Genomic DNA, 26,511 nt, shown 5'->3' with positions numbered 1-26,511 from the left:
AGGGTAGCTAATCAAGAAAGGTAGGTAAGGTATGGCGGTATTAGAACAAGGCGTTTGGTATCCAAACAAAGACGCAAGTGAGCTGACAGCAGAAGATCAATTCGCGTTACCAAGTCAGATCGAAGCGGATCGCTATCACTTGTATATGTCGTTGGCTTGTCCATTTGCCCATCGCCCTTACCTAGTGATCAAGTACCTTGGTTTGGATGAGGTCATTTCCGTCTCTTCCGTTGCTGCAAAGCGTTACAGCAATGGTTGGGAGTTTGATGACGCGCATCCTGATCCTCTATACCGCGCGGATAATCTAGCGGCGTTGTATGTGAAAGCGAAAAGCGACTACACCGGACGTGTGACCGTCCCTCTACTGTGGGATAAGCAAAACCATGCGATTATGGGCAATGATTCAGCCGCCATGGCAATGGACCTCGCTACGAATTGGCTACCTTTGGCAAAACATCCGGTGGAGTTGGTACCCGCCGCATTGCGTGGAGAGATCGAAAGCCTAAATCGATGCCTTCACAGCAATGTGAATGGCAAAGTGTATCAAGTCGGCTTTGCAACCACGCAAGCGCAATATGACCAAGCGAGCAAAACCCTGTTTGATGCGCTAGAGCAATTGGATCAGCGTTTGGCACAATCGCGCTACTTGCATGGCGAAGACGTTACCCTATCTGACTTGTTCTTGTTGCCAACATTGGTGCGTTTCGAGGCGGTGTATGAAGTGCACTTCAAAGCTAACAAAAAGCCCCTAAAGGCGCACCAAAACTTGTATCGCTACATGCTGGATTTGGTTGCCGATGATCGCATTCGCAGCACCATCGATATTGATTACATGAAGCTGCATTATTTCTTCTCGCACAAGCACATCAACCCAAATGGGATTGTGCCTGCTGGACCTGAGATTGAGTGGATCTAATTCGAATCTAATAAAGAAAGCCGGAGATTACCTCCGGCTTTGTTTTTATAGCTGCGCCGTAATTTCCTCTATCTCTTGCTGCCATTGCTTTTGCATCGCTGGTTTTTGATGTTTGGGTTTCCGCCCTAAATCAGCTTCCAGCAAGCTTTCTAGCTCCAACAGTCTTTCCAGCATTTGCTCTTCGGATTGCTCATCAGGCGCGGTGTTTGTTTCCATCGACATTACTTCATTGCAATGATGCGGTATGGCAGATTTGGGAGCAGTATCAGTTACGCGTTGATACACATCTTCCGCGCTCAAATACTCCGTCAGTAAGCCATTTTCAATAAACCAGAATCGATTACAGCTTTGTTCTATCAGGCTTCGGTCATGACTCACCAATAGGGCGGCACCTTCGAAGTTTTGCAGAGTATCAATCAGCTCTTCTTTGCCTTCCATATCCAAATGGTTGGTCGGTTCATCTAAAAACAGCATGTGATAGCGAGCGAGGGTTAAGCCCACAAACAGTAGCCTTGCTCGCTCTCCACCACTTAGACTGACGACTTTCTGTTCGTGTCTTGCGTACTCGAATCCTGCACCAATTAGCGAACGTTTTGCCTGTTCACTACTGATGCTGGCAAACGACTGAAACGCATCTGTGATGGATTGATGATCGTCGAGTTGCTTTAGGGATTGATCGTAGTAACCCAAGCGACAGCGATCGTGGAAAGTCACACTCTCATGTTGGTTGCCTAGGTCGGTTTGGATGGCTTCATACTGACGATAAAGCAGATTCAACAAAGTCGATTTGCCGCAACCATTACTGCCTAGAACGGCAACTCGGTCGCCACTTTTCACGCGCATTTCTGCCATATCAAACAAGTGATAATCACTGTTTGGTGGCGTTACCGAGAAAGGCAAAACCTCTAACAGTCGATTTGCTGGCATTGATTCACCTTGAAGTTGCAGCGCCCACGGTGTGCCTTCTGTCAGTTCGGTTTGTTCTTCTTCTAAACGTTCTTTGCGCGCAAACATCGTCTTGGCTTTTCGAGCAAGATCCTCGTTGTCATAGACTTTGCCCCAAGTGGCTAGACGCTTGGCGCTTTTTTCGATTCGGTCGATCTCTTTCTGCTCGCTGGCATGGCGAAGTTGATCGGTTTCATCTTTCTCTTTCAATGCTTGTCTCGCTTGAGAACAAGGCAAAGAGAAATGATGCAGAGACCGATCTCGCATGACCCAAGTGGTATTGGTGACGCGATCGAGTAAGGTTTGATCGTGAGATACCAATACGAATGAGCCTTTCCAGTTCGATAGGAATTGCTCTAGCCAAAGGAGCGATGGCAAGTCCAAGTGGTTACTCGGCTCATCCAGAAGCAGTAAGTCAGGTTGATGGATAATCGCACGAGCAAGCAGGAGTCGCATTTGCTGACCACCACTGCAATTCTCAACCGGCATGTGTCGTTCTGTGGTCGAAAATCCGAGTTCATCCAATAAGAGTTCGGCGCGCCAAATCTCATCATCGGATAAGGATTCCGCTAACGCATCTAAGACAGAATGTGTACTTAAAGACTTAGGTAAATGCTGCTCAACATAACGCATCAAACATGAACTGGCTTTGGCAACCGTGCCTTGGCTTGGTTCAAATTGACCGCTAAGCAGTTTGAGTAGGGAGCTTTTACCACAGCCGTTATGACCGATAAGACCAATTTTGTCGCCACGATGAATCGTAAACGTTACATCTTTGAAGATTGGTGTTGCTGTGTGAGAAAGGGTTAGTGATTGTGCAGTTAAAAAAGTACTCATAGTGTTCTCAAGAATTTTAGGCGCAAGACGCCGTTGTCATAGCTGACAATAATTCTTCGAGCTTGAGGGAAAGTACTCGGGTGACGTGTTTTCGTCGAAAGGTAATTATTCGCTCAAGTCGAGATTATCGCAGCGCGAAATCTGAAACTCTTGAGCGGTCCTTCATGCCATAAAAACGTGGGTTGATTGAACACCACAAAGACATAAATTCCTCCTTAATTTCGTTGTAAGTGTTGCCACTTTTGGTTGATAGATGCGCTAGATTCTAAACCTAAAAGTGGCAATGTACAGATAGCTTGATGAAAAAATGATGAGAGGATCACCAAGGTATCACGCGCTTTTAGCGATATAAGCTGAACTTCTTGGTCAATTCTCGAAGAGTTTCAGTCTCGCCGAACAAACAAATACCCAAGTATTCTAACTCGGCTTCCGGTGTGTTTTTGGTGGTTTGCTGTTGTATTTCAGAGCCGCCTTCTACCATGGTGTGAGTAAAATCAGAGAATGGGATGCCTTTATCGAGTGCTTCTTGGCGAAGTTTTCTGATTTTGTTGGAGTTGTCCGCTCTCAAGACGATAAACAGATAGTGGGAGATATTTGGATGAACATTGCCGTCGAGATCGTGATAGTCGGTGTAGACTGCGTCGCCATCAGAAAGTTGATCCGCAAGGCTTACGCTCAAGTGTCCTAATACGTTAACGGCGCGTCCCACCTCGACTTTTTTACTGATTACGGCAACAAATCGTTTTTGGTTTTCGTCGGGAAGTTGATTCATGGAGGACCTCATTTTTCTATTGATCTGGCTATTGTTTAACTGCCTCCATTGTATTTCCTCGCACGCGCAATTTTGTTTCTAACATTGCTGTCGAAAAGCCAAGTTTGCAATAAACGAATGATTTAATTGTTTTTCATGCAATAAGATTTCCCGAGTTTTCTAATAGACAAGGCACCAACGGACTGTCGGTGCCTTAGGTCGATGATGAACCAAGTTCTATTGTTTGTTTAGCTCAGCCGCTGTATCAACAAAGATGCCTTGGATGTCTTTCGCTTCACGCTCTGTTTGACCACCGTGTTTTAGGAACGCGTCGATGATCGCTGCGGTTTTTTGCTCTTTTGCGCGCTCTAAGAAGTAACGCAACTCTAGCTCTGCACCTGCGTCTTCATCTTTGATAGAGGTTGCGATGATCTCTTTGTACATTACGATGTCACGCACTTCTAGTTGGCTAATCACGCCCAATGTTGCCGCCAAGAATCCATCCAACTCTGCTTTAGGAACAAACTGAGTAATGATGTTTAACTGCTCCGCTTGTTGTGCCGTAAAGTCGTTACCAAGTAGCAGTGCTTGAAGCGCTTTGTTTTTACCCATACGACGAGCGAACTGCACCGCACCTTGGCCACCCGTTGGGATGTTGACGTGGATCTCTGGCTGAGCAAATGCCGCGTTTTCAGTACCGTAAGCCAAGTCACACGCCATCACAAACTCATTACCGCCGCCACGAGCTACACCATCAACCACAGCAACCGATACTTGTTTCATCGCTTTGATGTTGGCAATCATGTGGTTGAATTCAATTGATGCTGCCTGACCACCTTGTGTGCCGTTGATAACGTTCAAATCTAAATGCGCCAAGAAGAAAGACTCATGAAGTGATTTGAATACCACCACTTTCGTATCGCGGTCATCTTTAAGTGATAGGACAAATTCGTTGATTTCATTAATCAAATCGATGGTCAGTACGTTCACTGGTGGGTTGTTGATTTCAACAGTAGCGATGCCGTTGTGTGTTGTGATTGATAGAGTTTTCATAGCTGTTTCCTCAGCGTTAGTAAGATCAGCAGACCTCGGTAACGCGAATTTATTGGTTTGGTATTGAAGAGGTTTGTCTCTCTCCCGTTGTGTGCAGCCACTATAGATTTGTTATAAGATGAGAAAAATAAGCTAAATGGCATATAATTGGTGCCATAAAAGCAACAATAGTTTTTTAGGTAAGACGTTATGGATTTCTCTAGTCGTTTATTGCTGTTACTTGAGGTGGTCGAGCTTGGCTCGTTCACTAAGGTATCAGAACAGAAGAATGTGGATCGTTCGGTGATCTCAAAGCAGATCAGCCGTTTGGAAGAGGAGTTGGGTGTTCGATTGCTCAACCGAACTACGCGCTCCTTATCATTGACGGCAGCAGGGAGTGAAATGGTCAACCAAGCCAAATCCCTTCGGTCACTTCTTAGTGATACTCACCGTTTGGCGCAGAATTATCACGAAGAGCCTCGCGGTGTCTTGCGCATTACCAGCTCGACCATGTTCGGGCGTCAATACGTTCAAGATGCGATTTCAGTGTTTCAACAACAATACCCAGATGTGGAGTTTGAATTGCGCTTAGAAGATCGCATGGTGGATATGGTGCAAGAGGGCTTTGATATTGGCTTCCGCATTGGGCGACCTAAAAACTCAAGCTTGATTACCCGTAAGATTGCGCGAAGTCGCCTTTTGATTGTTGCTGCCCCTGCGTTTTTAGAAAAGCATGGTGAGGTGAACAGTCTTGATAAATTGGAATCTTTACCCGCCACTATCTACGCCGCTCCTGGTTTGTTATTCGATAAATTCGGCTATCAAGATGCTCTAGGTAAACAACAGCACTTTCAGCTTAATGTCGCTTATAAAGTGAATGATGTGGAAATGTTGGCAAGAAGCGCAGCAGGAGGAAATACGCTTGCTGTGGTGACTGCACAAATGGTTCAAGACGAAATCAATCAAGGCAAGCTAGTGCCAATCATGACGCACTTGAACATTGATGATTTCGGCACATTCTACGCCGTGTATCCGCACCGAGATGCACCAATCAAAACCAAGTTGTTTATCGATACACTCAAATCCATTGTGGGAGAAGAGACGCCCATTTGGGAGAAGAACATCCCAAACTTCGACAAGATGTATGGGCGAGGGAAGTAGAGCTATTAAGCGACTAGGCTTCACCATATTAACCTAGACAAAAGAGGCTCGACGGAGCCTCTTTCACGTTGATTTTAAAGGCGAGTTTGAATCTAAACTAAAATGCGCTCAACTTGCTCAATAATAAACGCTTCTTCTAGTGCTTTACCTAACATTAACTGATGGTTTAGCAGTCCAAGCATTAGGGTATAAAGTGATTCTTTGTGTTGTGCTGAAACGTAGTTTTCTAGCATCGTCATGTACTTTTGATTCGCTAGTAACATGCATGGATCGGTAGCTACGTTTTCTTGCCCAATCACATCAATATAATCAGACACTAACTTCATCTCTTGGAAGAAACGCGGTGCCATCTGTTGGAAAATTAATACAAAGTTCTCTGCTTGTTGTTCAGGGTTAGCGCTTGTTGAGCTCGGTCTTCCTGCCAATATTTCTGCATCGAAGTTAACCATTGCCTCGGTGGCGGCTTTGAACAGCTCATCTTTACTTTTGTAGTAGTGATAGACCGCACTTTTACTCATGCCAAGCTGTTCACAAAGCTGTCTCATCCCAAGATTTTTGTAGCCAAATTCAAGAAATATACCTGTTGCTTTTAGCGCTATTTCTTCTCGTTTTTTATCGTGATCGACGATTTTAGGCATATTTTTCTCTTTTCGATGGTTAGCGTAATCACGGCAGTATATCACAAGATTCTTTTTTTAGACCAAGTGGGCAAGAAAGATCTTTACCTTGTGTTTGAATCGTACTAACTTAAAAAGACCAATTGGTCCAAATAAAGGCTAAGGGACTCTTTGTCTTGTTCCTCTACCAAGAATAGGAAACATCGATATGAAAACGCAGCCTCGAATTTTAATTGTCGGTTCAACGGGTTATTTAGGATCGAATATTGTTGAATTTCTCATGGCGCAGCACGCCGAGTTTAAAGCGTTGGCGAGAAACAAAACCAAGCTCCTTGCGATGGGCTTACAAGAGTCGCAGGCAGTAGAAGCTCAGGTGACTCACCCCGATGAGCTAAAAGGAGTTTGCGAGGGTGTGGACGTTGTTATCTCATGCTTGGGCATTACTCGTCAGCAAGATGGATTAGGTTATTTGGATGTCGACTACCAAGCAAACTTGAACTTACTCGAAGAAGCAGAGCGAGCAGGTGTTGGTAAATTCATTTATATCTCTGCGTTCAATGCTCAGAAATATCCTCAAGTTCGTCTGCTAGAGGCGAAAGAGCGCTTTGCGAGTAGACTTTTGCAATCAACAAAATTAACCCCTTGTGTGATTCGTCCGAATGGTTTTTTCTCTGATATTACCGAGGTGTACAACATGGCGAAATCGGGTCGAGTGTTTACTTTTGGCGATGGTGAAAACCTGCTTAACCCCATTCACGGAAAAGATTTGGCGAGATTTTGTGTTGAGGCTATCGATAGCACTGAAACGGAGATTAACGTAGGCGGACCGAATGTGTTTTCAGTAAACCAAATTGCTCAGCTTGCATTCAAATCTCAGAATAAGCCGGAGAAAAATACGCATTTGCCGGATTTGTTACGCAGAGCTGCTCTCGTAATAGTAAGCCACCTACCAGAGAAGTGGGGCGGTCCTGCTGAGTTCTTCCTGACCATGTTAGGTGGAGATAACATCGCGCCGACTTATGGGCATCATCGACTGGAAGACTACTTTCGCAAGCTCTCTGAAGAAGACAACAGCTGAATCAATTCATCGATTTAAACAGGACTCCACCCAAGTACTCAACCATGACTTTGGTCAGAAAGGGGGAGGTCATGTGCTTCATTGTCGATAAAGTAAACAATATCTGAATCGTTAGCAGGGAGCACTTCATGAACCAACGACAATTACAGCAGCAAGTATTTGACTTAAGTGATCAAAACTTAATTGTCGGCAATGTGGATCAATGTCCATTGCCACCAGAAATCTTGGCGTTTACGACAGCGAACTCAGAGTATGTTGTCGAAACGTTTGAAAGTGGTTTGACGGCGCAGGTATTTCATATTCGTGTCGGCGGACGAGACTATACGCTCAAGAAAAAACGCCCACAGCCGAAAGTGCAAAACCCTGATGGTCAGTACTCCTTTCTGAATGAAGTTCAACGCCGTCTTGATTTTCAAACTCAAAAAGACAATCCGAATTTAACTGAGGATTTTAAACATATTGTTGAGACTGTTTATGCTGATTATCGTTTAGGGATCATTGTTTCAGATTGGATTGAAGGTTCGCCAATTCAAGCCCTAACTGAGGACTTACTAAGGCAGTTATTCTCGACTCTATTTGTCTGTGAGCGAAGTGGATTGTTTGAGTGGGATTTGTGTTCAGGGAACTTGCTGGTGGATAAACAAGGTCAGCTAAAGTTGTTCGATTTTGGTTATATGTATCGGTTTGACCCGTTAAGAGAGTTCAACAGCAATGGTATGCATGACCCTATGTTTGATGCTTGTGAGCGATTTGAAACGCGCTTCTTCTCTGGTTGGTTATTGGAGCAAAATTATTCCCGAAAAGAGGCAATGCAGCTATTCAAAAACGTGAAACAACAAGGCGTTAAGATGCTTGAATACAAGCGGGACTGGTTAGTTCAAAACTATGCCGTGCCAGAAATCGTAGAGCGAGTGCAAACGTCGATGGAAAAGATACAAACAGCGCTAAAATCTGATGCTGAGTTGGAACATCTTTTTACGCTTGAGATGTTTCGTTCGCATGTGCTCGATATTGAAGATGATTTGGATGGTAAGAGTTGCACGCCAACCACAATTAAACGTGTGCAGTTTGTTTTAGATATGCTGCAGCAACATTATGATTTGTTGGTTGAAGGAGGTGCGTTGTTTTATCAAAATGCCGCTAAGAGTAAAGCCGAACTGATTCAAACCTACCAAGAGAAACACGAATTGGTGCTGCAGTACCAACTTTAGTTTTCGGCGTCGAGAAAACAAAAAAAGCACACGAGCGGTGTGCTTTTCCATGCCATTGTCTAGGCAGGTGTTACGTGGCATTACTTCGCTTGTTGCATCTCAACCAAGCCACCCGCGTTATGAAGGTTGGTAAATCCTTGCGATTGTAGATATTGATACGCTCGCCCTGAGCGATTACCGCTGCGGCAGTAGAGCACGATTTGCGTATCTTTATCGACATTAGCAAAGTGTTTATCCAACTCAGAAAGCGGAAAGTTAATCGCATTGTCCAAGTGACCATCGGCAAACTCTTGTGGTGTGCGCACATCGACAATCATTGCGCCTTGCTCAATCCATTGCCAACCCTGCTCTGCACGTTCAGAAGCCAATACCGGTGGAGCGGTGAAAGCTAAGCTTAAACAAGTGAATACAATCGGTAGTAGTTTTTTCATTGAGTTCCTTTCCTCAAGGTCAATTGCCCTAAACAGTATTGACGAGAATTATACGTGTGATTATCAAACTTCGATGTGGCGCCAGTCGAAATGTCGTAACTCAGCGTGTTATGACTTTAATCCTAACATGGCACCAAACACCAGTAAGCCAGCGCCACAAGCTTGGTTCAACCTGCGTTTCACGTGCAGTAATAAGCTCTGTAATCGCGGTGAGGTAAACAAGATGGCAACCATAGAAAACCAAATCCCGTGCAGCGTAATCATGTAGACACCGTAACCTAAAGCTAGGTGCTGTGATTCTGCATTCGGGTCGATGACTTGGCTAAAGATACTTAAGAAAAACAACATGGTTTTTGGGTTAAGTACGTTGCACAAAAAGCCTTGGAAAAAGAACTGCCAAATGGAGATGCTTTCTTGTGTTTCCCCCTCTATCTTCTGCTGAGAATCAGCCCCAAAAATCCCTTTCAATCCGAGATAGATCAGATAAGCCGCACCTAAGTAGCGAATCAAGCTGAACAACCATTCGTTCTGTGAAATTAAGTAACTGATGCCAAGCAATGAATAGGTAATGTGCACCGAAATCGCAAGACTGATGCCCACGGCGCTCCAAATTCCGGCTTGTCTGCCCCTGTTGAGGCTGTTTCTAAGAACCAAGACAAAATCGGCTCCGGGACTGATGACAATGAGTATGCCTAATAAGGCAAGGCTGAAAAGCTCCATGGTGTTTCCTGTTTCTTTGTTGTTATGAATGGGGCAATTGTAGGTCGAGAGTTCGGAGACTATAATCGAAACAAATTCCGCTAAGTGTGAGAAAAAGTCACAGATGAGGCATCTTAAATCCTTCCATGTTTTCCATGTCGCAGCATCGTCTGAGAGTTTTAGTGAGGCAGCAAATAAGCTCAGTATTACGCATGGCGCAGTGAGTAAGCAGATCAAAGTGTTGGAAACCTATCTGGCTCAGCCTCTGTTCTACAAACAGGGGCGCAATATGCTGCTCACTAAAGAGGGTGAGATGCTGAAAAGCTATACCGAGCAAGCATTCCAAGCGTTGGAAACTGGCGTGAACAAGCTGGTGCAGGAGAAGCATCAATACCTTGAAGTCTCTTGTGAGCCAACGCTAACCATGCGTTGGTTGATGCCGAGGCTTTCCGCGTTTAATGATGGTTGTGACGCAGACGTTCGTCTTTCGACTGCGGGAGGATCTGTAACGCTTGGCTCGACGGGGCTTGTTATGGCAATTCGTCGAGATGACTTTGAGCCTTTGTATCACTATCCAAAAACCAAGTTAGTGGAAGAGTGGGTGGGTCCTGTGTTTTCACCTGACTATTGGCAGCAAGTGAAAAGTGATTTGAACTCTGTGAAGCTATTACACAGCCAAACCAGACCTGAAGCATGGCAAGAATGGATGCAGCGCTCTGGTGAAGCGTCGATGAATGGCAAAGCAGAACAGTCTTTCGCACATTTCTATTTCTGCATTCAAGCTGCAGTCGACGGCTTAGGAGCGGCGATGGGCTCTTATCCTTTGGTGATGGACGATCTCAAACGCGGCAATCTCGTTGCACCATTTGGTTTTGTGCCGTCAGGGCATGACTATGTCTTATTGACTCAAGACAAAGCACGTTCTGAACTGGAACAAAAATTTGTCCATTGGCTGCAAACCCAAATGGCGGAGTGTGTGCCTTGCACCTAAGAAACAGAGAGAGACCCTAGTCAGGGCGCGCTGAGTTACCTAGAGTGGTTGAATACGTGCTACATAATGGAAATTTAGGAAATGGAAAACCTCAATATTGTTGAAATTAAATCTTTTGTTCCGGCGAAAAATTATGAGCTATCAAAGCGTTTTTATCAGGCGTTGGGTTTTGAGATGCCTTCGGATTTTGGTGGTGTGGCGTACTTCTTCAAGGGCAGTTGCTCATTCTTGCTGCAAGATTTTTATGAGCCGAAACATTGCAATAATTTCATGATGCATTTGTTGGTGGAAGATGTTGTCAGCTGGCATGAACATGTTTCAAGTGTAGATTTGGAATCATTCGGAGCCAAGATGACGGAACTGATTGATCAACCTTGGAAGATGCGAGAGTTCTGTTTGCACGATCCTAGTGGCGTGTTGTGGCGTATTGGTCAGAACATCGATTGATTTGTTTATGAAAAAAGGTCAGCGCTTGCGAACTGACCTTTGAAGAGGGAAGAGTGATAGAGGTTTATTGAGGCGCTTTCATCGCTTCTGATTGATCGCCCGTCATCACGAAGTGCAACTCACCACCCGGTTTGAACTCGGAATGGTCGAAGAAGAAACCGTTATCCAAAGCTTTGCCATTGATGGTGACAGACTTGATGTACATGTTGTCATCGGCGTTGTTCTCTGTGGTGATGGTGAACGTGCCGCCTTTCACCGGAATCACCGCTTTGTCGAATAGCGGACGACCCACAGTGTAAATAGGTTCTGCTGCGTTCACTTGGTAGAAGCCTAATGCAGACATCACATACCAAGCGGACATGGCGCCCACGTCTTCGTTACCAACTACGCCTTCTGGGGCAGCGAAATACATGTCATCAAGAATGTGGTCGACGACTTGTTGCGTCTTCCATGGTTCTGCGGTCCAGTTGAATAGGTAAGGAATGTGGTGTGAAGGCTCGTTACCAAACGCAACTTGACCAATCAAACCAGACATATCCGGTGTTTCTGTACCTTGGCTTTCTGCGGTGAAGGTTGCTTCTAGGTTTTTCTGGAACTCAGCATCGCCACCCATGATGGTTTTTAAGCCCGCGATGTCATGCGGTACAAACCAAGTCCACTGCCACGCGTTACCTTCGGTGTAGTTGCCTGTTTCGTGTTCTGTGCCGTATGGGTCGAATGGCGTCATGAAGGTTTCATCAATCATCACTGGGCGCATAAAGCCCGTCACGCCATGTTCTGCGTATTCTGTTGGGTTGTAATCGAAGTATTTTTTGTAGCCTTTTGAGCGTTCAAGGTATTGCTCTTCCACTTTAGTATCACCGGCTGCTTTGGCAATTTGTGCGATAGCCCAATCGTAGAACGCGTTTTCTAGACCGTAAGAAACAGACTCAACCGTGTAGTCTTCAAATACTGGTTCACCATCGACACGCTGGATAGCAGGCGTGAAGCCGTTTTTCTCAATGTAGTCGATGTGCTTGGTTAAAGTGCGATCCAATACGCCCTGATCCCAATCTGCTTGCAGTACCGGGTAGTTGTCGTAAGTCGAAGAGTCGATCGCGGCTTTCAGCGCCAGCTCTTTCTCTTGTTGAGTAAACTCTTCTGGGAACTTGGTCATTGCATCCGCAATCACTGCTACCGCTGGGTAGCCAACCATGGTGCCTGTTTCGTCACCTAAGTGCTCCCATTTCGGCAGCAAGCCGCTTTCAGTGTACTTCTGAACTAGGTTCTTCGCGTATTGCACCGCGCGAGTTGGCTCTGTGATGGTTTTTAGTGGGTGTAATGCACGTTGGGTATCCCATAGAGAGTAAACCGAGAAGTTTGGCTGTTCTTCCGTTGCTTGACCGTAAGCGATGGAGTATTCCCCTTCGCCTTCACGAATCGAGCCTTTGCCCATGCCACGGAATCGACCATCCACGTCTTGATGCACCATAGGTGCAATTTTGGTGTGGTAAAGTGCAGTGTAGAAGATCTCTTTTTGATCTTCCGTGCCCCCTTCAATTGAGAAGTTGAGTGCTTTAGCCCATTTCTCGCGTGCATTGTTACGCGCAGTATCGAAAGAGACATTCGCTTCGGCATCGTAGTTGTTTTCTGCGCCTTGTGGGTCAACCGCAGATAACGCCACTTGCGCATTCAACTCTTGTGAGCCTTCATCTTCAAATTCGATGTAGGCAGTGACGTCCGCTTTGACACGCTTAACTGGATTACCTTGGTCATCGTAAATCAATTCAGAAACGTGCTCTGCCGTTAGGTCGTCAACAGGCTTACCATTGGCAAGGATGTAGACGTCTTTGATCTTCTTATCGAAAGTCGCATAGAAGAAGATTTTTTGGTTTTTCGCCCAACCAGAGAAGTGCGCTGCATCGCGCTCGCCCGTGATGGTATGACCGTCTTCGCTCACCGTCAGTTTGTTACGCAAAGAGGTCGAACCCCAGTCACTGTTAAGGATGGAGTTGAGGTCAATTTTCAAACGTTGTGGTTGACCTTGCGGATAGGTGTAACGATGGAAGCCGACACGTTCAGACGCCGTAAGCTCGGCTTTGATACCGTTCTCGGCAATCTTCACCGAGTAGTAACCCGCTTCTGCCACTTCAGAGGTTTTGTCCATCTTGACCGAAATCGCTTCGCGGTAGTCGTCGCTGTCTTCGATGTATTTAGCTTTATCTTCGGTAAACGGCAGGAACAGAATGTCACCTAAGCCGCCCATCCCCGTGCCAGATAGGTGAGTGTGGGAGAAGCCAAATAGGGTCTTTTTATCAAAGTGGTAACCTGATGAAGAGTGCCAGCCGATCAGCTCGGTATCTGGAGAAAGTTGTACCATGCCTTCTGGCACAACAGGACCCGGGAAGGTGTGTCCGTTAAAGCCTGTTCCAATGAATGGGTCGACGTATTTTAGGTTGGAAGTATCGACGCTTGGTGAGGTGTTATCGTCGTCATCGTTGCAGCCAGCCAAACCAATAACACTTGCAATCACAGCGGTGGCGATAGCGGTTTTCGTAAAGTTCATAATCTTGATTCCTTAGGCAGGAAGCGCGTCACTTCCTGCCACTGAGTTAATCTATCTGCTTATTCTTTAAACACGAATTACATAAAACGTTACTGAGCTTGAAGCGCTTCTTGCTTGTCACCCGTCATGACGAAGTGAAGCTCGCCGCCCGCTTTGATTTCGCTGTGTTTGAAGGTGAAGTTGGCATCCAGCGGCTTGCCGTTGATGGTTACGGACTTCACGTACTTGTTGTGTGGGCTGTTGTTGTCTGCGATGACTGTGAATTCGCCGCCTTCCACTGGAATGGTGATTTCATCAAACATAGGACGACCGATGGTGTACACCGGATCCGCAGGCGTCACTTGGTAGAAGCCCATTGCTGACATCAAGTACCAAGAGCTCATCTGACCTACGTCTTCGTTACCAATCAAACCAGTTGGTTCGCTGGTGTACATCTCTGACATGATGCGGTCTAGGTACTCCTGCGCTTTCCATGGCTCATCCGTTAGCGCATATAGGTAAGGAATGTGGTGCGATGGCTCGTTACCGTGCATGTACTGACCGATATAACCCGTTAGGTCTGGCAGCTCTTCACCTGTGTTTGAAGAACGCGCGTTGAATAGTTCGTCCAAGTCTTCACGGAAGGCTTTCTCTGGTGTGGTGTCTTTGCCTTGCGCCAAGTCTGCTTGGTAGATTTCTTGTTTCAGACGGTTGAAATCGTGCATTGGTTGGAACTTCCATTGCCACGCGTTCCCTTCGGTGTAGGCAAACTCGTCCACGTAGTAAGGGTCAAATGGTAGCAGTGGGCATTTCTCTTTCATCACGCCTGAGCCTTCTGGCCATTCAACCATTTCACACTCATCCAAACGATCTTCATCAATCGGTTGGTTGAACTCCAAAGGCGGTTTGTTTGGTGATGAACTCAGCGGGTGGTTTTTCGGACGTAAGAAGCCCGTCTCTGCATCCCAATGGTTGAGCCAGTTGTCGGCACGAGTCATAAACTCTTCTTGCAGTTTTACATCGCCAGCCATGCGCGCGATTTCTGCCATTGCCCAGTCGCCATAAGCAAACTCAAGCGTGTAAGAGGCACTGTTCCAGTAGCCGTGGTGAACAAAGCCGTTTTCTTCGTACACCTTCACTTGCACAACGTTTGCTGCGCCGATGTTGTTGTCTTCCGTCCAATCTGGGAATTCAGACGCCTCGTGGTAACGCACCGTAAACTCAGCCGCTTCTTTGGCAAGTTGTGGGTCGATGTCTAAGCCTTTTGCCATCGCGTCAGCAATGATAGAGACCGCAGGGAAGCCGATCATAGTGCCCGTATAATGGCTGTGCAGTTCCCATTTCGGCAGAATGCCACCGTCTTCGTATTTACGAATCAAGTCGTTAGCAAACTCTTCGGCACGTTCTGGGTCAATAATGGTTTTCAGTGGGTGCGCAGCGCGGAAAGTATCCCACATGGAGTACACGGAGTAGTTTGGTGTGTCGCCCGCGTCTTTTTGAATGCGAGTACGCATCGCAGGGTATTGGCCGTCGACATCTTGGAAAATCATTGGCGCGATAGAAGCGTGGTAAAGCGCGGTGTAGAAGATCTCTTTCTGATCTTCCGTGCCGCCAGATACCATCATGCGGCTAAGCTCTTGGTGCCATGCGTCGTTGGCTTGAGCGCGCGCAGTATCAAATGACACGTCTTTCGCTTCTGCTTCTAGGTTTTTCTCCGCACCTTCTGTGCCTGTTGGTGACAAGCCTACTTGGATTTCTAGCGGTGTTGATGATGGTGCGAATTCTAGGTAAGCGATGGTTTTCACTGCGTCGATGTTGTCGTTGTTTACATCGATTTCGGTTTCTGCGCCGTCAACCAAAGCAATGGCTTTGACGATAGGTTGGTTGAAGGTGGCGTAGAAGTAGACGTGCTGGTTGTTCGCCCATCCGTTTGAGCTACGTAAACCGCGGATGGTGTAAGCGTCGATGAACTCTAAATCACCCTTCATGGTGCGGTTGTTGAAGTGACCTTTGTTGAGGGTGTGGTCTAAATCGAACTTGATATGTGGCGTGGTGCCTTCTTTGAAGGTGTAGCGGTGGAAGCCAACACGTTGCGTGGTAGTTAGCTCGGCTTTGATTTCGCCTTTGTTCAGTTCAACCGCGTAGTAACCCGCTTCTGCAGTTTCGTTGTCTTTATCGAAAGTGTTGAAAACGGCGTTTTCTTTTTTGGTAAAAGGCAGAACTAAGATGTCACCAAGGTCGGTAATGCCTGTGCCAGAAAGGTGAGTGTGGGAGAAGCCATACACTGGGATTTCAGTCAGCTTGCCGTGGTCGAAGTAACCGGCAGCAGAGCCCCAGCCTTCCATTTCGGTATCAGGAGAAAGTTGCACTAAACCGTAAGGCACAACCGCCCCCGGGAAGGTGTGACCATCTGCGCCTGTACCAATCAATGGATTGACGTATTGGGTTAGCGTGGTGTCGAGGGATGGTGTTCCAGATTTGCTGTTGTCGTCATCACTGTTACAGCCAGCAAGACCAAACATGGCAGCGAGTATAGCGGTAGAGATAAGGGTTCTTTTTAGTTTCATTTTTATGGTTCCACTGAAGTGAAGTTTTTTAGGGGGCTAGATGCCCCCTTTCGTTATTTGGATAGGTGTCGACTACTGCGCTTTCATCGCTTCAGATTTGTCTGAAGTCATGACGAAATGCAGCTCACCACCATCTTTCAAATCGCTGTGCGCGAAGCTGAAGTTGTCACTCAATTGTTTGCCGTTGATGGTCACCGACTTCACGTAGATGCTCTCTTGGCTGTTGTTTTCTGAGGTGATGGTGAATTTACCGTCCGCGACTGGAATCACGGCTTTGTCGAACAGAGGACGACCGATGGTGTAACTTGCTTCACCCGGTGTGACTTGGTAGAAGCCCAATGCAGACATCACGTACCACGCAGACATTTGACCGACGTCTTCGTTACCAATCAGACCTTCATGCGTTGGGTGGTAGAATTCGTTCATCGCTTGGTCGACGATTTCTTGTGTCTTCCAAGGCTCTGCCGTCCAGTTGTAGAGGTAAGGCACGTGGTGATCAGGCTCGTTACCCATCACGAACTGACCGATGTAACCCGACATGTCGTGTGATTGGCTCGTATCGGCGTTGGAGTCTGCATTAAACAGCGCATTCAAGTTGGCTAAGAATGCCGCTTTGCCTTGTTCGGTTACGTCTTCAGGAAGAGAGAAGTCAGTACGGTCGATTTGCTCACCACCCATCACGTTAGCCAGACCGTTCAAGTTGTGCGGTGCAAACCATGTCCATTGCCATGTGTTGCCTTCGGTGAAGTCTTCGCCACGGTGCTCGGCGCGGTAAGGCCAGAACACGTCACTTTCGTTGAGTGCTTTGCGGTCTTTACACGCGTTGTAGTCCATACCTTCTGGGATAGACAGCGCCATGTTCTCGTCCAAACATTCGGCTTTCAGGTTGTTTGCCCAAACCTTGCTACCGCTGTTCATGTAAGCCGGACGCATAAAGCCCGTCGCACCCAATGCGTTGCCTTTGGTGTCTTGCAGTTTGCCGTATTGCTCTGGGTTGTAATCGAAGTAGTTCTTGAACGATTCTGAGCGTGCCATGTAGCGGTCGTACTGTTGGTCGTTGCCAGCAAGTTTAGCAATCTGAGCGATACACCAGTCGTAGTATGCGTTCTCAAGACCGTAAGACACCGACTCGTTCACGAGCTCGTCGTATTTATCGACTTTTAAGCCTTCCACGTAACCCGGTTTGTCGCCAGAGTCCGGTGCCCATTTGGTGTTAGCTGGAATAAAGCCGACGTCTTCTTGGTAGTCGTTATGACGCGTCATGACCGTGAAGCGTTTGTCACCATTCCAAGCGTCTTGGTAAGGCACCCAACTTTCAGTTTTATCAAGGTTGAAGTTGACGGTTTCGTCAGCGGCTTTCAACGCCAAATCAAACTCAGCTGCGGTAAAGGCTTCTGGGTGTTTGACCATGATATCGGCGATAACCGAGACCGCAGGATGACCGACCATTTCACCGGTGTAATCCGAGTGCAGTTCCCATTTTGGCAGCACGCCGCCCGTTTGGTATTTGTTCAATAGATCGCGTGCGTGTTCAATCGCGCGGTCTTTATCGATGATGGTTTTCAGTGGGTGTGCCGCGCGGAAGGTATCCCACATTGAGTACACTGAGTAGTTCACTAAGCCATCTTCTGCTTGGTGTACTTTGCCATCCATGCCACGGTATTTGCCATCCACGTCTTGGTATAGGAATGGAGCAACAAACGTACGGTAGAGCGAGGTGTAGAACATGGTCTTGTCGGCTTTGTTGCCGCCTTCTAGTTCAAACTCGCCAAGGATGTTTTCCCAAGCCACGCGGTTTTGTTGTACGACGTTGTCGAAGTCCCAGCCGTTAGTGTCTGCTTCTAGGTTTTTCAGTGCGCCGTCAACGCCAGTGCCAGAAATCGCTACTTTGACCACCAATGGCTCATCGCTCTTACCAAAGTTCAAATGCGTCAGGACATCGTTTGCGCGTTTTGCCAAACGTTCTGGGTCAGGTTCTGGTTCGCCCGGCATTGGTTTGTGCTCTGCGTAGCCACGGTAATCTTCCAAGCCGACTTCGGTAGCGTCAGTTGGGGTGAGTTTGCTCTCAGAAGCCAGCTTGGTGTACAGGTTCTCTTCAATGATTGGATCAGAGAATTCTGCTGCGAAGAACACGGTTTGCCATTGACCCCATTCGTTTGAGGTACGCGCGCCTACGACTGTAGTGTCGTTAACGCGTTTGTAGTAGATGCTGCGAGAATGGTTGCCGTATTGCTCCAACAGTTCGTGTTGCAGGTCGATACGCACTTTGCGGTCTTCACCCGGCTTGAAGGTGTAACGCTGGAACGCCACGCGGTCGGTTGCTGACAGCTCAGCTTTTACGCCAGTTTCTACAAGATCAACCGAGTAGTAACCAACTTCTGCCACTTCCGAGCTTTTATCCATGGTCACGGCATCGGTATTGAAGCTGGTGTATGGCAAGAAAGCGAAGTCGTTTAGGTCGCCTTTACCTGCGCCAGAAATGTGCGTCATTGAGAAACCAGAAAGCAAGCTGTGCACAGGATCGTATTCAACAGGCGAGCCTTTACCATTCCAACCGTTTGGATCGAAGTTATCTGGTGAAGGTTGAATCATACCTTCTGGCATGACTGGAGAAGGGTTAACGTTGCCAAGACCTTTAGTGCCGATCAAGGTATCAACGAATTCCAAAGTAGGGGTAGAGATAACTGGAGTTTCTGGATCAGAGTCGCTGCCACAACCAGCAAGACCAAGCATGGCGGTTAACACTGCGGTAGAGAGTAGGGTTCTTTTTAGTTTCATTGTTTTATTCCACGAGAAAAGGGGACACGAGGTCCCCTCAAAATCATTATTCGCCTAGGTTGGCTTGCATTGCTTCAGACTTGTCAGCCGTCATCACGAAGTGCAGTTCGCCGCCTGCTTTGAATTCGCTGTGCTGGAAGGTGTTGTACACATCCAGAGGCTTACCGTTGATGGTTACTTCTTTGATGTACATGTTGTCTGGACCGTTGTTCTCAGCCGTTACCGTGAACGTGCCAGAACCAATGTCTACCGTCGCTTTGTCGAAGATTGGACGACCGATGCTGTAGGTTGGATCGGTTGGCGAGATTTGGTAGAAGCCCAGTGCCGACATCAAGTACCACGCCGACATTTGACCCACGTCTTCGTTACCGATGATGCCGTCTGGCGTCGGTTTGTAGAACTGGTCGTAAACTTGGTCTAGGTATTCCTGCGCCTTGTAAGATTCTTCAGTGCGGTTGTACAAGTAGATAACGTGGTGCGAAGGCTCGTTACCGTGAATGTACTGACCGATGTAGCCTGTCATGTCTTGGTGCGCTTCACCGCCATTTGGATCGGCAGTAAATAGGTTGTTCAGCTTGTCGTTCAGACCTTGCGTGCCGCCCATGATTTCAGTCAGCTTGTCTAAGTCTTGCATGAACGCCCATTGCCATTGCCACGCGTTACCTTCTGTGTAGTAGAACGCGTCAGACTTGTAAGGGTCGAAGTCAGTTGAAGCGTATTTCAGTGCACATGGGTCGCCTTCTTTCAATTCTGTTGGTACGAAGAAGCCCGTGCCGTCTGCGTTACCTGCTTTTGCATCCCAGTGTTTCAATGAGTTGTAAGAACGAGCTTTGAACTCTTCATACGCGTCCATATCGCCAGCGGCTTTTGCCATTTCTGCGATCGTCCAATCGTAGAATGAGAATTCCAATGAGTACGACACTGAGTTCCAGTTCGGGTAACGAACACACTGTTCTTTCTCGTGGTAGTTCAACTGACCTGCCATGAGTGAGCTTAGGATGTCGTCATGAATCTGTGGGTACTCATGCGGTGTGTAGCGTGCTGATTTCACTGATGCGGTGTAAGCTTGCTCTGCATCAATCAAGCCTTTGGTTACTGCATCGCCCAGAATCGCTGCCGATGGGTAGCCGATCATGGTGCCTGTCTCTGAGCCGTGACCTTCCCATTTCGGCAATAAACCAAACTCGTCGTTGGATTTACGAATCAAGTCTTTCACGTATAGCGTCGCTTGGTCTGGGTCGATGATGGTCCACATTGGGTGAACCGCGCGGAACGTATCCCACGTTGAGTAAATAGAGTAGTTTGGTGTGTCGCCATCTTTCAGTGTGCGCACCGTGCCAAGCATATCCACGTATTGACCATCCACATCGTAGAATTCGATTGGTGCGATCATCATGTGGTACATGCCAGTGTAGAAGTTGGTTTTCTCTGCGTCTGTGCCGCCTTCTACTTTGATTTTTGCTAGCTTCTCAGCCCACGCGTATTCCGCGTCTTCTTTCACTTTTGCTAGGTCGAAACTTGGTGCTTCTGCTTCTAAGTTTTTCTGTGCGCCTTGCCAGTTAACTGGAGAGATACCCACGCGGATTTCAATTGGCTCTTCGCCTGTGCCGAAGTTTAGGTAAGCGGTCAGATCATCGCCTGAGTAAACCGCACCATTACGCATTTCGCGCGTTGGTTCTAGATCTTGTTCGCCTAACAGTGCCTTGGCGATTGGTTGGTTGAATTTAGCGTAGAAGAAGATGTCTTGACCTTGGTGGTCTTGCCCTTGGAACCAGCCTGTTGATGTTTTACGACCGCGAATGGTGTATTCGTCCACCACTTCTACTTTGTTCTTCAAAGACTTGCCGTTGTTGTTCATTAGGGTATGACCCAAATCGAACTTCACGTTGCGGTCTGCGCCATCAGCAAAGGTGTATTTATGCAAACCAACGCGTTTGGTTGCGCTCAGTTCTACTTCGATTTGACCTTGGTTTAGCTTGGTTTTGTAGTAGCCTGCGCTTGCTTCTTCATTGGCTTTGTCGAAAGAGTTCAGCTGAGTGTTTGCCATGTCTGCGTATGGCAGAACCAAGATGTCGCCTAAGTCCGTTGCGCCTGTACCTGAAAGGTGAGTATGGGAGAAGCCGTACAGCGGAACGTCAGTGTTAACTACTTCGCCAGTTTCGTAGTTGGATGAATCCCAGTAGCCAGATGCTGAGTGCCAAGGGTTAAGTCCTGATTCATGGTCTGTGTTAGAACCGATGAAAGTATCTGGAGACAGTTGAACCATACCTGCCGGTACCGTCGCGCCCGGGAATGTATGACCAGAAGCTGCTGTGCCGATCATAGGATCGACGTATTTCAATACCGCAAGATCAACAATTGGATCACCCGGCAGTGAAGAGGAAGAATCGTTGTCGCTGTTACAGCCAGCTAAGCCACCCGTCAGACCAACCAGGATAGCCAAAGAGATAAGATTACGTTTAAACATGTGCATACCGTTTTGTCGTTATTCGTATATAAAAAGTGTTTATAAGAGACTGTTTATAAAGGACTGCTTATAAAATTTGCTTGTAGGGATAGCCGGGAGATGCGTTCCCCCGGCTGAGTTGTCACTATTGGGATTAACGAGAACCTGCTGGCATCTCGTCTTCATGCAAGAACTCACCGATGCCTTGTGCTGGTGGAAGATCTTGCTCTAGAGAGCCCCAACGTTGATTTGGTTTGTCGCCCATCACGAACTCCAACTCACCGCCGTACATGATTTCGTCATGAGTTAGGTAAGTGCGGTTGAAGTCTTTGCCGTTGTAGCGAGCCGATTGAATGAAGATGTTTTCGCGGCTAACGTTCTTCGCGGTCACCGTGAACTTCTGGTTGTTGCCGACATCGATAGACGCGCTTTCAAACAGCGGAGTACCGATTTCGTAGATGCCAGAAGAAGCGTTCACTGGGTAGAAGCCAAGTGCACGGAACACGAACCACGCAGAGAGCGTACCGAAGTCGTCGTTACCACAAATGCCGTCAGCGGTGTTCTTGTAGCAAATGTTGGTTGCTGCGGCGATGGCTGCCTGACCTTTCCAAGGTTGACCGACGTAGTTGTACAAGTACGGCACGTGGATATCTGGTTCGTTACCTTGAACGTGCTGACCAACGTTACCTGTGTTGAACACTGGGAATTGGTTGTCGCCTGCGTTGCGGTCTGGGTAGGTTGACCAGTACTCATCCAAGCGCGCTGCAAACAAGTCACCGCGTTCTGCTTCAGGGTTTTGTGTCTTGTCGAAGCGTGTCATCAGGTCAATCAAGCCATGAATGTCGTGCTGAACACTGAACGAGTATTGCCAGCCGTTCGATTCAGAGAATGACCAGTTGAACATGTCTGGACGCCAGTCTTTACCAACCGCACGACCGGTGATTGGGTCTACCCAACCTGCATCGATAAACTCGCCATCATAGTCACGGGCTTTGAACCAACCTTGGTATTGCTTACCACCGAAGTCGAATTGCGCTTGCCAGTTTTTAGAGCGGTTAGCGAACTCGGTGTAGCGTGGATCTTCTTCACCGAAGACTTCCTTGATCGATTGCGCGATTGCCCAGTCGTTCATTGAGTACTCAAGCGAGTAAGATGCTGTCCAAGAGTCTTTAAATGGTGAGTGACCGCCGTAAGAATCTGGTGGAGTGTCGTGCAATTGCGCTGGCACGTAACCTTGTTCTTCGTACTCTTTGATCCATGCTACGCCTTGACTCGTTGCTGCGCGTGCGTCAGTGATCATCGCTTCAACTAAGCGCTCTTTTACGTCTTTGCGCTCTGCTTCTGTAAAACCAAGGTCGATCATGCGTTTTTCTAGTGAACCTTTCGACAACACATCATGAATCACAGGCGTTGAGTGCATGCCCATCATCATGCCGGTTTCGTTGCCTTTGAATGTCCACTCAGGCAGACGACCTTTGCGCACGTTGCCTTTGTCATCCACCCATTCTTCTTCGGCGTAAGACAGCATAGACAGCACCACATCTGCTAAGCGGTCTGGCTCAAGAATCGAAGACAACGGTTGAACTGCGCGGTAGGTATCCCACAGAGAGAAAGTGTCGTAGCGCGTGAAGTCTGCTTTGCCATCTTTGTTGGCATCGGCAGTGCGGATCGACTCTTTCAGCGTATCAATCTTATCGCCCCAAGGTGTGTTGCCATCTGGGTAAGCGTTACGACCTTGGTGAACTTGGCGGTAGCGACCATCTAAGTCAGAGTGAATGGTTTGACCTAGGTACGAGTGGTACATCGCGGTGTAGAACGTCTGTTTGTAATCTTCGTCGCCAGAGACTTGGATCTTGCCGAGTTCGTCTTTCCATTTCTTCGTTGCCGCTTCGCGTACTTGGTCGAAGTTCATGCCCGCAACTTCTGTCATGTTAAGAGAAGCACCAGACTTGCCATTCTCGCCAATCTCAACGTTTGATAGCGCCAATTTCGCTTCAACCGTTAAGCCGTCTTTGGATGTGTCGAACTCTACGTAAGCGCGCGCGTATTGGTACTTGCCGCGTGTCTCGTTACCGATTTCCGTAATGCCTTCTGGCACGTCCATGTAACGACCTTGCTCTTTATCGTAGTAAGCAAAGCGAACGTTTTTGATTGGTTGGTCGAATTCCATCACGAAGAATTCTTTTTGGCTTGGTGCCCAACCATCTGAGAAACGGTGACCTTCAAGACGGTTATTGTCTTTGTCCCATTTCAAGTAAGAATCTGAAGTGTAGTCCCAGTTAATTTTGAAGCCAGTGTTAACGATGATTTCTGACTTCTCATCACGAGGGAAGGTGTAGCGGTGAACACCAACGCGATCAGACGCCGTCAATTCTGCTTTGATGTCGTAATCCAATAGATCGACTTTGTAGTAACCTGCCGTCGCTTGCTCGTCACGATGTTGGAAGCGAGACGCTTCTAGGTTTAGCGTTGCCGAACCTTCATCAATCATGTAATCCGAACGCGAGTTGATTGGCATGACGAGAATGTCGTTCAAGTCGCCAGCACCTGCTCCGGAAAGGTGGGTATGAGAGAAACCGGAAGTACGTGCGTCGTGGTAGTAGTAGCCTGAAATGTATTCCCAGCCGTTAGAACCGTTGTTTGGAGAAAGCTGCACCATGCCGTGTGGTGTGGTTGCACCTGGGTAGGTGTTGCCTAGGTTACCTGTGCCGATGAATGGGTTGACGTAGCGTGTTACGTCCATATCGGCGAAATCTACCGGGATGTGAACGCCCATGTCGATTTCAGGTGTTTCTGGGTTTGGCTTGTCATCACAGTCGCCATCGCCAACTGGAGGACATACTGGCTTGCCGCCGTCAGGAATATCCGGCAGTGCAGGGTTGGTGTCACCGCCTTCATAAATGTTGGTTGTGTCGTCGTTACAGCCAGTCAGACCGACTAGACCACTGAGAACTGCGCAAGCGAGTAGGGAAGGTTTGAATTTCATTTTTAAAGCCTTGTAAATTGTAGGGTTATATAATTAAAAAAATCAGGGGTATTACTAAAACTTAAAAACTTGAAATAGAGCCCTTTGGGGGAAAGGGCTCTTAGGGGGAGGAGCTTAAGGTTTAAGCTTTCACAAGAGTCGCTGCGTTACGCATCGCTTCTTTCGTTGAACACTCAACAACGTTTGCTTTTGCAAAGCGGTGAGCGTCTTTTACTTGGATATCATGAGCTAGAATAACCAGCTTCGCGTTTGCTACATCTAGGTCAGTGATGCGGTTCTGGATACCGTTTTGACCTTGAGTTTCTACTTTGATTTTCAGACCCGCTGCTGCACCTGCTTTCTCTAGTGCTTTCGCTGCCATGAATGTGTGTGCTACGCCAGATGGGCAACATGTTACTGCTACGATGTCGTACTCGCCTTCGCCTGCTGCTGGAGCCGCTTGAGCTTGTGCAGGTGCTGCTTCTGCGATTTCGTCTTCTGCTTCTTCTTCAGCAACTGGTTTCCAGAAGCCAACGATAACTGCTGTTGTTAGAGAGCCTAGTGCGATACCCACAACGTACATTGGGATGTTGCTTGATACAGGTGCTGTGATTAGACCGCCCCATGGTGCGTGTAGTAGTACGTCTGTTAGGAAACCGAACACACAGCCAACGATACCACCAGCAACGATTGAAGGAAGAACGCGTACAGGGTCGTTTGCTGCGAATGGGATAGCACCTTCAGAGATACCGATAGAACCCATGATTGCTGCTGCTTTACCTGCTTCTTGCTCTTGCTTAGTGAACTTCTTCTTGAATAGGAATGTTGCTAGTGCCATACCTAGAGGAGGCGTACAGATTGCGATACCAACACCACCCATTAGCCACGGTTGAGTATCAACTTGAGTTTGAGCGAATAGCGTTGCTACTTTGTTGATTGGACCGCCCATATCGAATGCAGTCATACCACCAAGAATCGTACCTAGAACCACTTTAGAAGCGCCAGCCATAGAAGCTAGGAATTCGTTCATAGAAGCCATGAAGATCTTGATTGGCTCACCGATACCCCATAGAACGATACCTGCAGAGATAAGCGTACCTAGTAGAGGGTAGATGAAGTAGGCGCCCAACGCAGTCATGTTAGCAGAAAGAGGGATCTTCTTAAGTTGGAATACCACACCACCTGCGATGAAACCCGCTACGATACAACCAAGGAAGCCGCCGCCCATGTCAGCCATGATGCCAGAAGAGATCATCGCTGGTGCTAGTGCTGGTTTGTCTGCAATTGAGTAACCAATGAAGCCACCAAGAATAATTGGGAACAGCACCAGACCTTTAATACCGATATTAGAAATATCAGCCAATAAACCGTCCGCAGGAACCGCACCTTTACCTGATGCCATTACTGCTAGCGCCAGTAGTACACCACCCGCAACGATAAATGGAAGCATGTGAGAAGTACCGAATAAAAGGTGACCTTTCATGGTACTTAGGATTTTTTTGAAATCGCTATTATTAGTAGCTTGAGCTGTGATTGTACTCATAATTTCACGCCTTATGAATTAATTAAAATATTTAGTATTTGGTTTTCGTTTTTTGCGTTATGAATATCTTCAATAAACTCTTCGCTAAATTTACCGAATAATTCTTGAAGAACATAAATATGGTGGTCGGCACCGTTATCTGGTGAGGCAATCATGAAGAATACGGTCGGTTTGACTCCCTCTTCGTCGCCATACTCGATGCCTTCGCGCTTTACGCCAACAGCGATTGCAGGCTCTGTAACCGCTTTGCTTTTTGCGTGTGGGTAAGCGATGCCGTCCATTGAAGTAACGCTTAATGCTTCACGTGCTTCGATGTCGGTTAAAAAAGCCTCTTTGCTGCTGATTCGATTATTTTCGAATAGCATCTGTGCTAGCTCTTCAAAGACTTCTTTTTTATTATTTGCTTGAAGGTTGCCTTTAATTAAATTGACGTTTGTTAGTTCTGTAATCATTTTTTGACTCATTGGTACTGAAGTAATGAGGCAAATTTAATTAATGTTACGGTTTTCTGAAATAGTAAAAAAAATCCAATAACTATATTTTTGTATCACTGAGAGCTAAGTGTGATAGAA

The 26,511-nt window shown here is 47.2% G+C and carries 19 protein-coding genes; 6 read left to right on the top strand and 13 right to left on the bottom strand.

Annotated features, from left to right (window positions below; translation table 11 throughout):
• The first annotated feature begins 31 nt into the window (after positions 1 to 31).
• The gene (locus J4N44_RS25415; RefSeq protein ID WP_252045401.1) at positions 32 to 916 is read left to right on the top strand and encodes a glutathione S-transferase C-terminal domain-containing protein; all 885 of its coding nucleotides are present in this window, start codon (positions 32 to 34) and stop codon (positions 914 to 916) included.
• Positions 917 to 961: 45 nt separating this feature from the next.
• On the opposite strand, the gene J4N44_RS25410 is transcribed toward J4N44_RS25415, so the two are convergent.
• The 3 genes from J4N44_RS25410 to J4N44_RS25400 all read right to left on the bottom strand — a co-directional run bounded on the left by J4N44_RS25410 (position 962) and on the right by J4N44_RS25400 (position 4,502).
• Positions 962 to 2,698 (bottom strand): ABC-F family ATP-binding cassette domain-containing protein, encoded by a 1,737-nt coding sequence (locus tag J4N44_RS25410; protein ID WP_252045400.1) that lies wholly within the window; start codon positions 2,696 to 2,698, stop codon positions 962 to 964.
• Between the two features lie 340 nt (positions 2,699 to 3,038).
• Complete coding sequence (locus J4N44_RS25405; RefSeq protein WP_252045399.1) at positions 3,039 to 3,470, bottom strand: DUF2000 domain-containing protein; 432 nt, start codon at positions 3,468 to 3,470, stop codon at positions 3,039 to 3,041.
• A gap of 216 nt (positions 3,471 to 3,686) precedes the next feature.
• Positions 3,687 to 4,502 carry an enoyl-CoA hydratase/isomerase family protein gene (locus J4N44_RS25400; RefSeq protein ID WP_180826913.1) on the bottom strand — a complete coding sequence of 272 codons (816 nt, stop codon included), beginning with the start codon at positions 4,500 to 4,502 and terminating at the stop codon, positions 3,687 to 3,689.
• Positions 4,503 to 4,691: 189 nt separating this feature from the next.
• Between J4N44_RS25400 and J4N44_RS25395 the strand changes: the two genes are divergently transcribed.
• Positions 4,692 to 5,642 (top strand): LysR family transcriptional regulator, encoded by a 951-nt coding sequence (locus J4N44_RS25395; protein ID WP_252045398.1) that lies wholly within the window; start codon positions 4,692 to 4,694, stop codon positions 5,640 to 5,642.
• Between the two features lie 92 nt (positions 5,643 to 5,734).
• Here J4N44_RS25395 and J4N44_RS25390 read toward each other — a convergent pair whose 3' ends face one another.
• Positions 5,735 to 6,280: a TetR/AcrR family transcriptional regulator gene (locus J4N44_RS25390; protein ID WP_017818455.1), complete on the bottom strand. Its 546-nt coding sequence runs from the start codon at positions 6,278 to 6,280 to the stop codon at positions 5,735 to 5,737.
• 187 nt (positions 6,281 to 6,467) lie between these two features.
• Here J4N44_RS25390 and J4N44_RS25385 point away from each other — a divergent pair, with 187 nt between their 5' ends.
• On the top strand, positions 6,468 to 7,337 hold the full coding sequence (locus J4N44_RS25385) for an SDR family oxidoreductase (RefSeq protein WP_069217764.1): 870 nt from the start codon (positions 6,468 to 6,470) through the stop codon (positions 7,335 to 7,337).
• A gap of 128 nt (positions 7,338 to 7,465) precedes the next feature.
• On the top strand, positions 7,466 to 8,548 hold the full coding sequence (locus J4N44_RS25380; RefSeq protein ID WP_252045397.1) for an AarF/UbiB family protein: 1,083 nt from the start codon (positions 7,466 to 7,468) through the stop codon (positions 8,546 to 8,548).
• Positions 8,549 to 8,628: 80 nt separating this feature from the next.
• Here J4N44_RS25380 and J4N44_RS25375 read toward each other — a convergent pair whose 3' ends face one another.
• Positions 8,629 to 8,979 (bottom strand): rhodanese-like domain-containing protein, encoded by a 351-nt coding sequence (locus J4N44_RS25375; protein WP_017189635.1) that lies wholly within the window; start codon positions 8,977 to 8,979, stop codon positions 8,629 to 8,631.
• Between the two features lie 108 nt (positions 8,980 to 9,087).
• Positions 9,088 to 9,699 carry a LysE family translocator gene (locus tag J4N44_RS25370; RefSeq protein ID WP_252045396.1) on the bottom strand — a complete coding sequence of 204 codons (612 nt, stop codon included), beginning with the start codon at positions 9,697 to 9,699 and terminating at the stop codon, positions 9,088 to 9,090.
• Positions 9,700 to 9,802: 103 nt separating this feature from the next.
• Between J4N44_RS25370 and J4N44_RS25365 the strand changes: the two genes are divergently transcribed.
• Both J4N44_RS25365 and J4N44_RS25360 read left to right on the top strand, forming a co-directional pair.
• Positions 9,803 to 10,669: a LysR family transcriptional regulator gene (locus J4N44_RS25365; RefSeq protein ID WP_252045395.1), complete on the top strand. Its 867-nt coding sequence runs from the start codon at positions 9,803 to 9,805 to the stop codon at positions 10,667 to 10,669.
• Positions 10,670 to 10,750: 81 nt separating this feature from the next.
• A complete protein-coding gene (locus J4N44_RS25360) occupies positions 10,751 to 11,116 on the top strand; it encodes a VOC family protein (RefSeq protein WP_029788275.1) in 366 nt (121 codons plus the stop codon).
• A gap of 64 nt (positions 11,117 to 11,180) precedes the next feature.
• On the opposite strand, the gene J4N44_RS25355 is transcribed toward J4N44_RS25360, so the two are convergent.
• The 7 genes from J4N44_RS25355 to J4N44_RS25325 form a co-directional block, all read right to left on the bottom strand.
• Entirely contained in the window at positions 11,181 to 13,661 is a 2,481-nt protein-coding gene (locus tag J4N44_RS25355; RefSeq protein ID WP_252045394.1) for a GH92 family glycosyl hydrolase, read from the bottom strand.
• An 89-nt stretch (positions 13,662 to 13,750) separates the two neighbouring features.
• On the bottom strand, positions 13,751 to 16,207 hold the full coding sequence (locus J4N44_RS25350; protein ID WP_005453046.1) for a GH92 family glycosyl hydrolase: 2,457 nt from the start codon (positions 16,205 to 16,207) through the stop codon (positions 13,751 to 13,753).
• A gap of 72 nt (positions 16,208 to 16,279) precedes the next feature.
• On the bottom strand, positions 16,280 to 18,985 hold the full coding sequence (locus J4N44_RS25345; RefSeq protein ID WP_252045393.1) for a GH92 family glycosyl hydrolase: 2,706 nt from the start codon (positions 18,983 to 18,985) through the stop codon (positions 16,280 to 16,282).
• Positions 18,986 to 19,031: 46 nt separating this feature from the next.
• Positions 19,032 to 21,452: a GH92 family glycosyl hydrolase gene (locus tag J4N44_RS25340; protein WP_025534386.1), complete on the bottom strand. Its 2,421-nt coding sequence runs from the start codon at positions 21,450 to 21,452 to the stop codon at positions 19,032 to 19,034.
• A 133-nt stretch (positions 21,453 to 21,585) separates the two neighbouring features.
• Positions 21,586 to 24,417 (bottom strand): GH92 family glycosyl hydrolase, encoded by a 2,832-nt coding sequence (locus J4N44_RS25335; protein ID WP_252045392.1) that lies wholly within the window; start codon positions 24,415 to 24,417, stop codon positions 21,586 to 21,588.
• A gap of 121 nt (positions 24,418 to 24,538) precedes the next feature.
• Complete coding sequence (locus J4N44_RS25330; RefSeq protein ID WP_252045391.1) at positions 24,539 to 25,939, bottom strand: PTS fructose transporter subunit IIBC; 1,401 nt, start codon at positions 25,937 to 25,939, stop codon at positions 24,539 to 24,541.
• A gap of 11 nt (positions 25,940 to 25,950) precedes the next feature.
• Positions 25,951 to 26,391, bottom strand: coding sequence for a PTS sugar transporter subunit IIA (locus J4N44_RS25325; RefSeq protein ID WP_252045390.1), 441 nt, complete (start codon positions 26,389 to 26,391; stop codon positions 25,951 to 25,953).
• Between the last annotated feature and the right edge of the window lie 120 nt (positions 26,392 to 26,511).

The organism is Vibrio sp. SCSIO 43155 (genome assembly GCF_023716605.1).
GTDB lineage: Bacteria > Pseudomonadota > Gammaproteobacteria > Enterobacterales > Vibrionaceae > Vibrio > Vibrio harveyi.
This window is presented reverse-complemented; position numbering and strand designations above follow the sequence as displayed.

Excerpts from the sequence above, each read along its gene's own strand:
- J4N44_RS25415 (WP_252045401.1), top strand. The coding sequence starts at position 32 with ATGGCGGTATTAGAACAAGGCGTTTGGTATCCAAACAAAGACGCAAGT.
- J4N44_RS25410 (WP_252045400.1), bottom strand. The coding sequence starts at position 2,698 with ATGAGTACTTTTTTAACTGCACAATCACTAACCCTTTCTCACACAGCA.
- J4N44_RS25405 (WP_252045399.1), bottom strand. The coding sequence starts at position 3,470 with ATGAATCAACTTCCCGACGAAAACCAAAAACGATTTGTTGCCGTAATC.
- J4N44_RS25400 (WP_180826913.1), bottom strand. The coding sequence starts at position 4,502 with ATGAAAACTCTATCAATCACAACACACAACGGCATCGCTACTGTTGAA.
- J4N44_RS25395 (WP_252045398.1), top strand. The coding sequence starts at position 4,692 with ATGGATTTCTCTAGTCGTTTATTGCTGTTACTTGAGGTGGTCGAGCTT.
- J4N44_RS25390 (WP_017818455.1), bottom strand. The coding sequence starts at position 6,280 with ATGCCTAAAATCGTCGATCACGATAAAAAACGAGAAGAAATAGCGCTA.
- J4N44_RS25385 (WP_069217764.1), top strand. The coding sequence starts at position 6,468 with ATGAAAACGCAGCCTCGAATTTTAATTGTCGGTTCAACGGGTTATTTA.
- J4N44_RS25380 (WP_252045397.1), top strand. The coding sequence starts at position 7,466 with ATGAACCAACGACAATTACAGCAGCAAGTATTTGACTTAAGTGATCAA.
- J4N44_RS25375 (WP_017189635.1), bottom strand. The coding sequence starts at position 8,979 with ATGAAAAAACTACTACCGATTGTATTCACTTGTTTAAGCTTAGCTTTC.
- J4N44_RS25370 (WP_252045396.1), bottom strand. The coding sequence starts at position 9,699 with ATGGAGCTTTTCAGCCTTGCCTTATTAGGCATACTCATTGTCATCAGT.
- J4N44_RS25365 (WP_252045395.1), top strand. The coding sequence starts at position 9,803 with ATGAGGCATCTTAAATCCTTCCATGTTTTCCATGTCGCAGCATCGTCT.
- J4N44_RS25360 (WP_029788275.1), top strand. The coding sequence starts at position 10,751 with ATGGAAAACCTCAATATTGTTGAAATTAAATCTTTTGTTCCGGCGAAA.
- J4N44_RS25355 (WP_252045394.1), bottom strand. The coding sequence starts at position 13,661 with ATGAACTTTACGAAAACCGCTATCGCCACCGCTGTGATTGCAAGTGTT.
- J4N44_RS25350 (WP_005453046.1), bottom strand. The coding sequence starts at position 16,207 with ATGAAACTAAAAAGAACCCTTATCTCTACCGCTATACTCGCTGCCATG.
- J4N44_RS25345 (WP_252045393.1), bottom strand. The coding sequence starts at position 18,985 with ATGAAACTAAAAAGAACCCTACTCTCTACCGCAGTGTTAACCGCCATG.
- J4N44_RS25340 (WP_025534386.1), bottom strand. The coding sequence starts at position 21,452 with ATGTTTAAACGTAATCTTATCTCTTTGGCTATCCTGGTTGGTCTGACG.
- J4N44_RS25335 (WP_252045392.1), bottom strand. The coding sequence starts at position 24,417 with ATGAAATTCAAACCTTCCCTACTCGCTTGCGCAGTTCTCAGTGGTCTA.
- J4N44_RS25330 (WP_252045391.1), bottom strand. The coding sequence starts at position 25,939 with ATGAGTACAATCACAGCTCAAGCTACTAATAATAGCGATTTCAAAAAA.
- J4N44_RS25325 (WP_252045390.1), bottom strand. The coding sequence starts at position 26,391 with ATGATTACAGAACTAACAAACGTCAATTTAATTAAAGGCAACCTTCAA.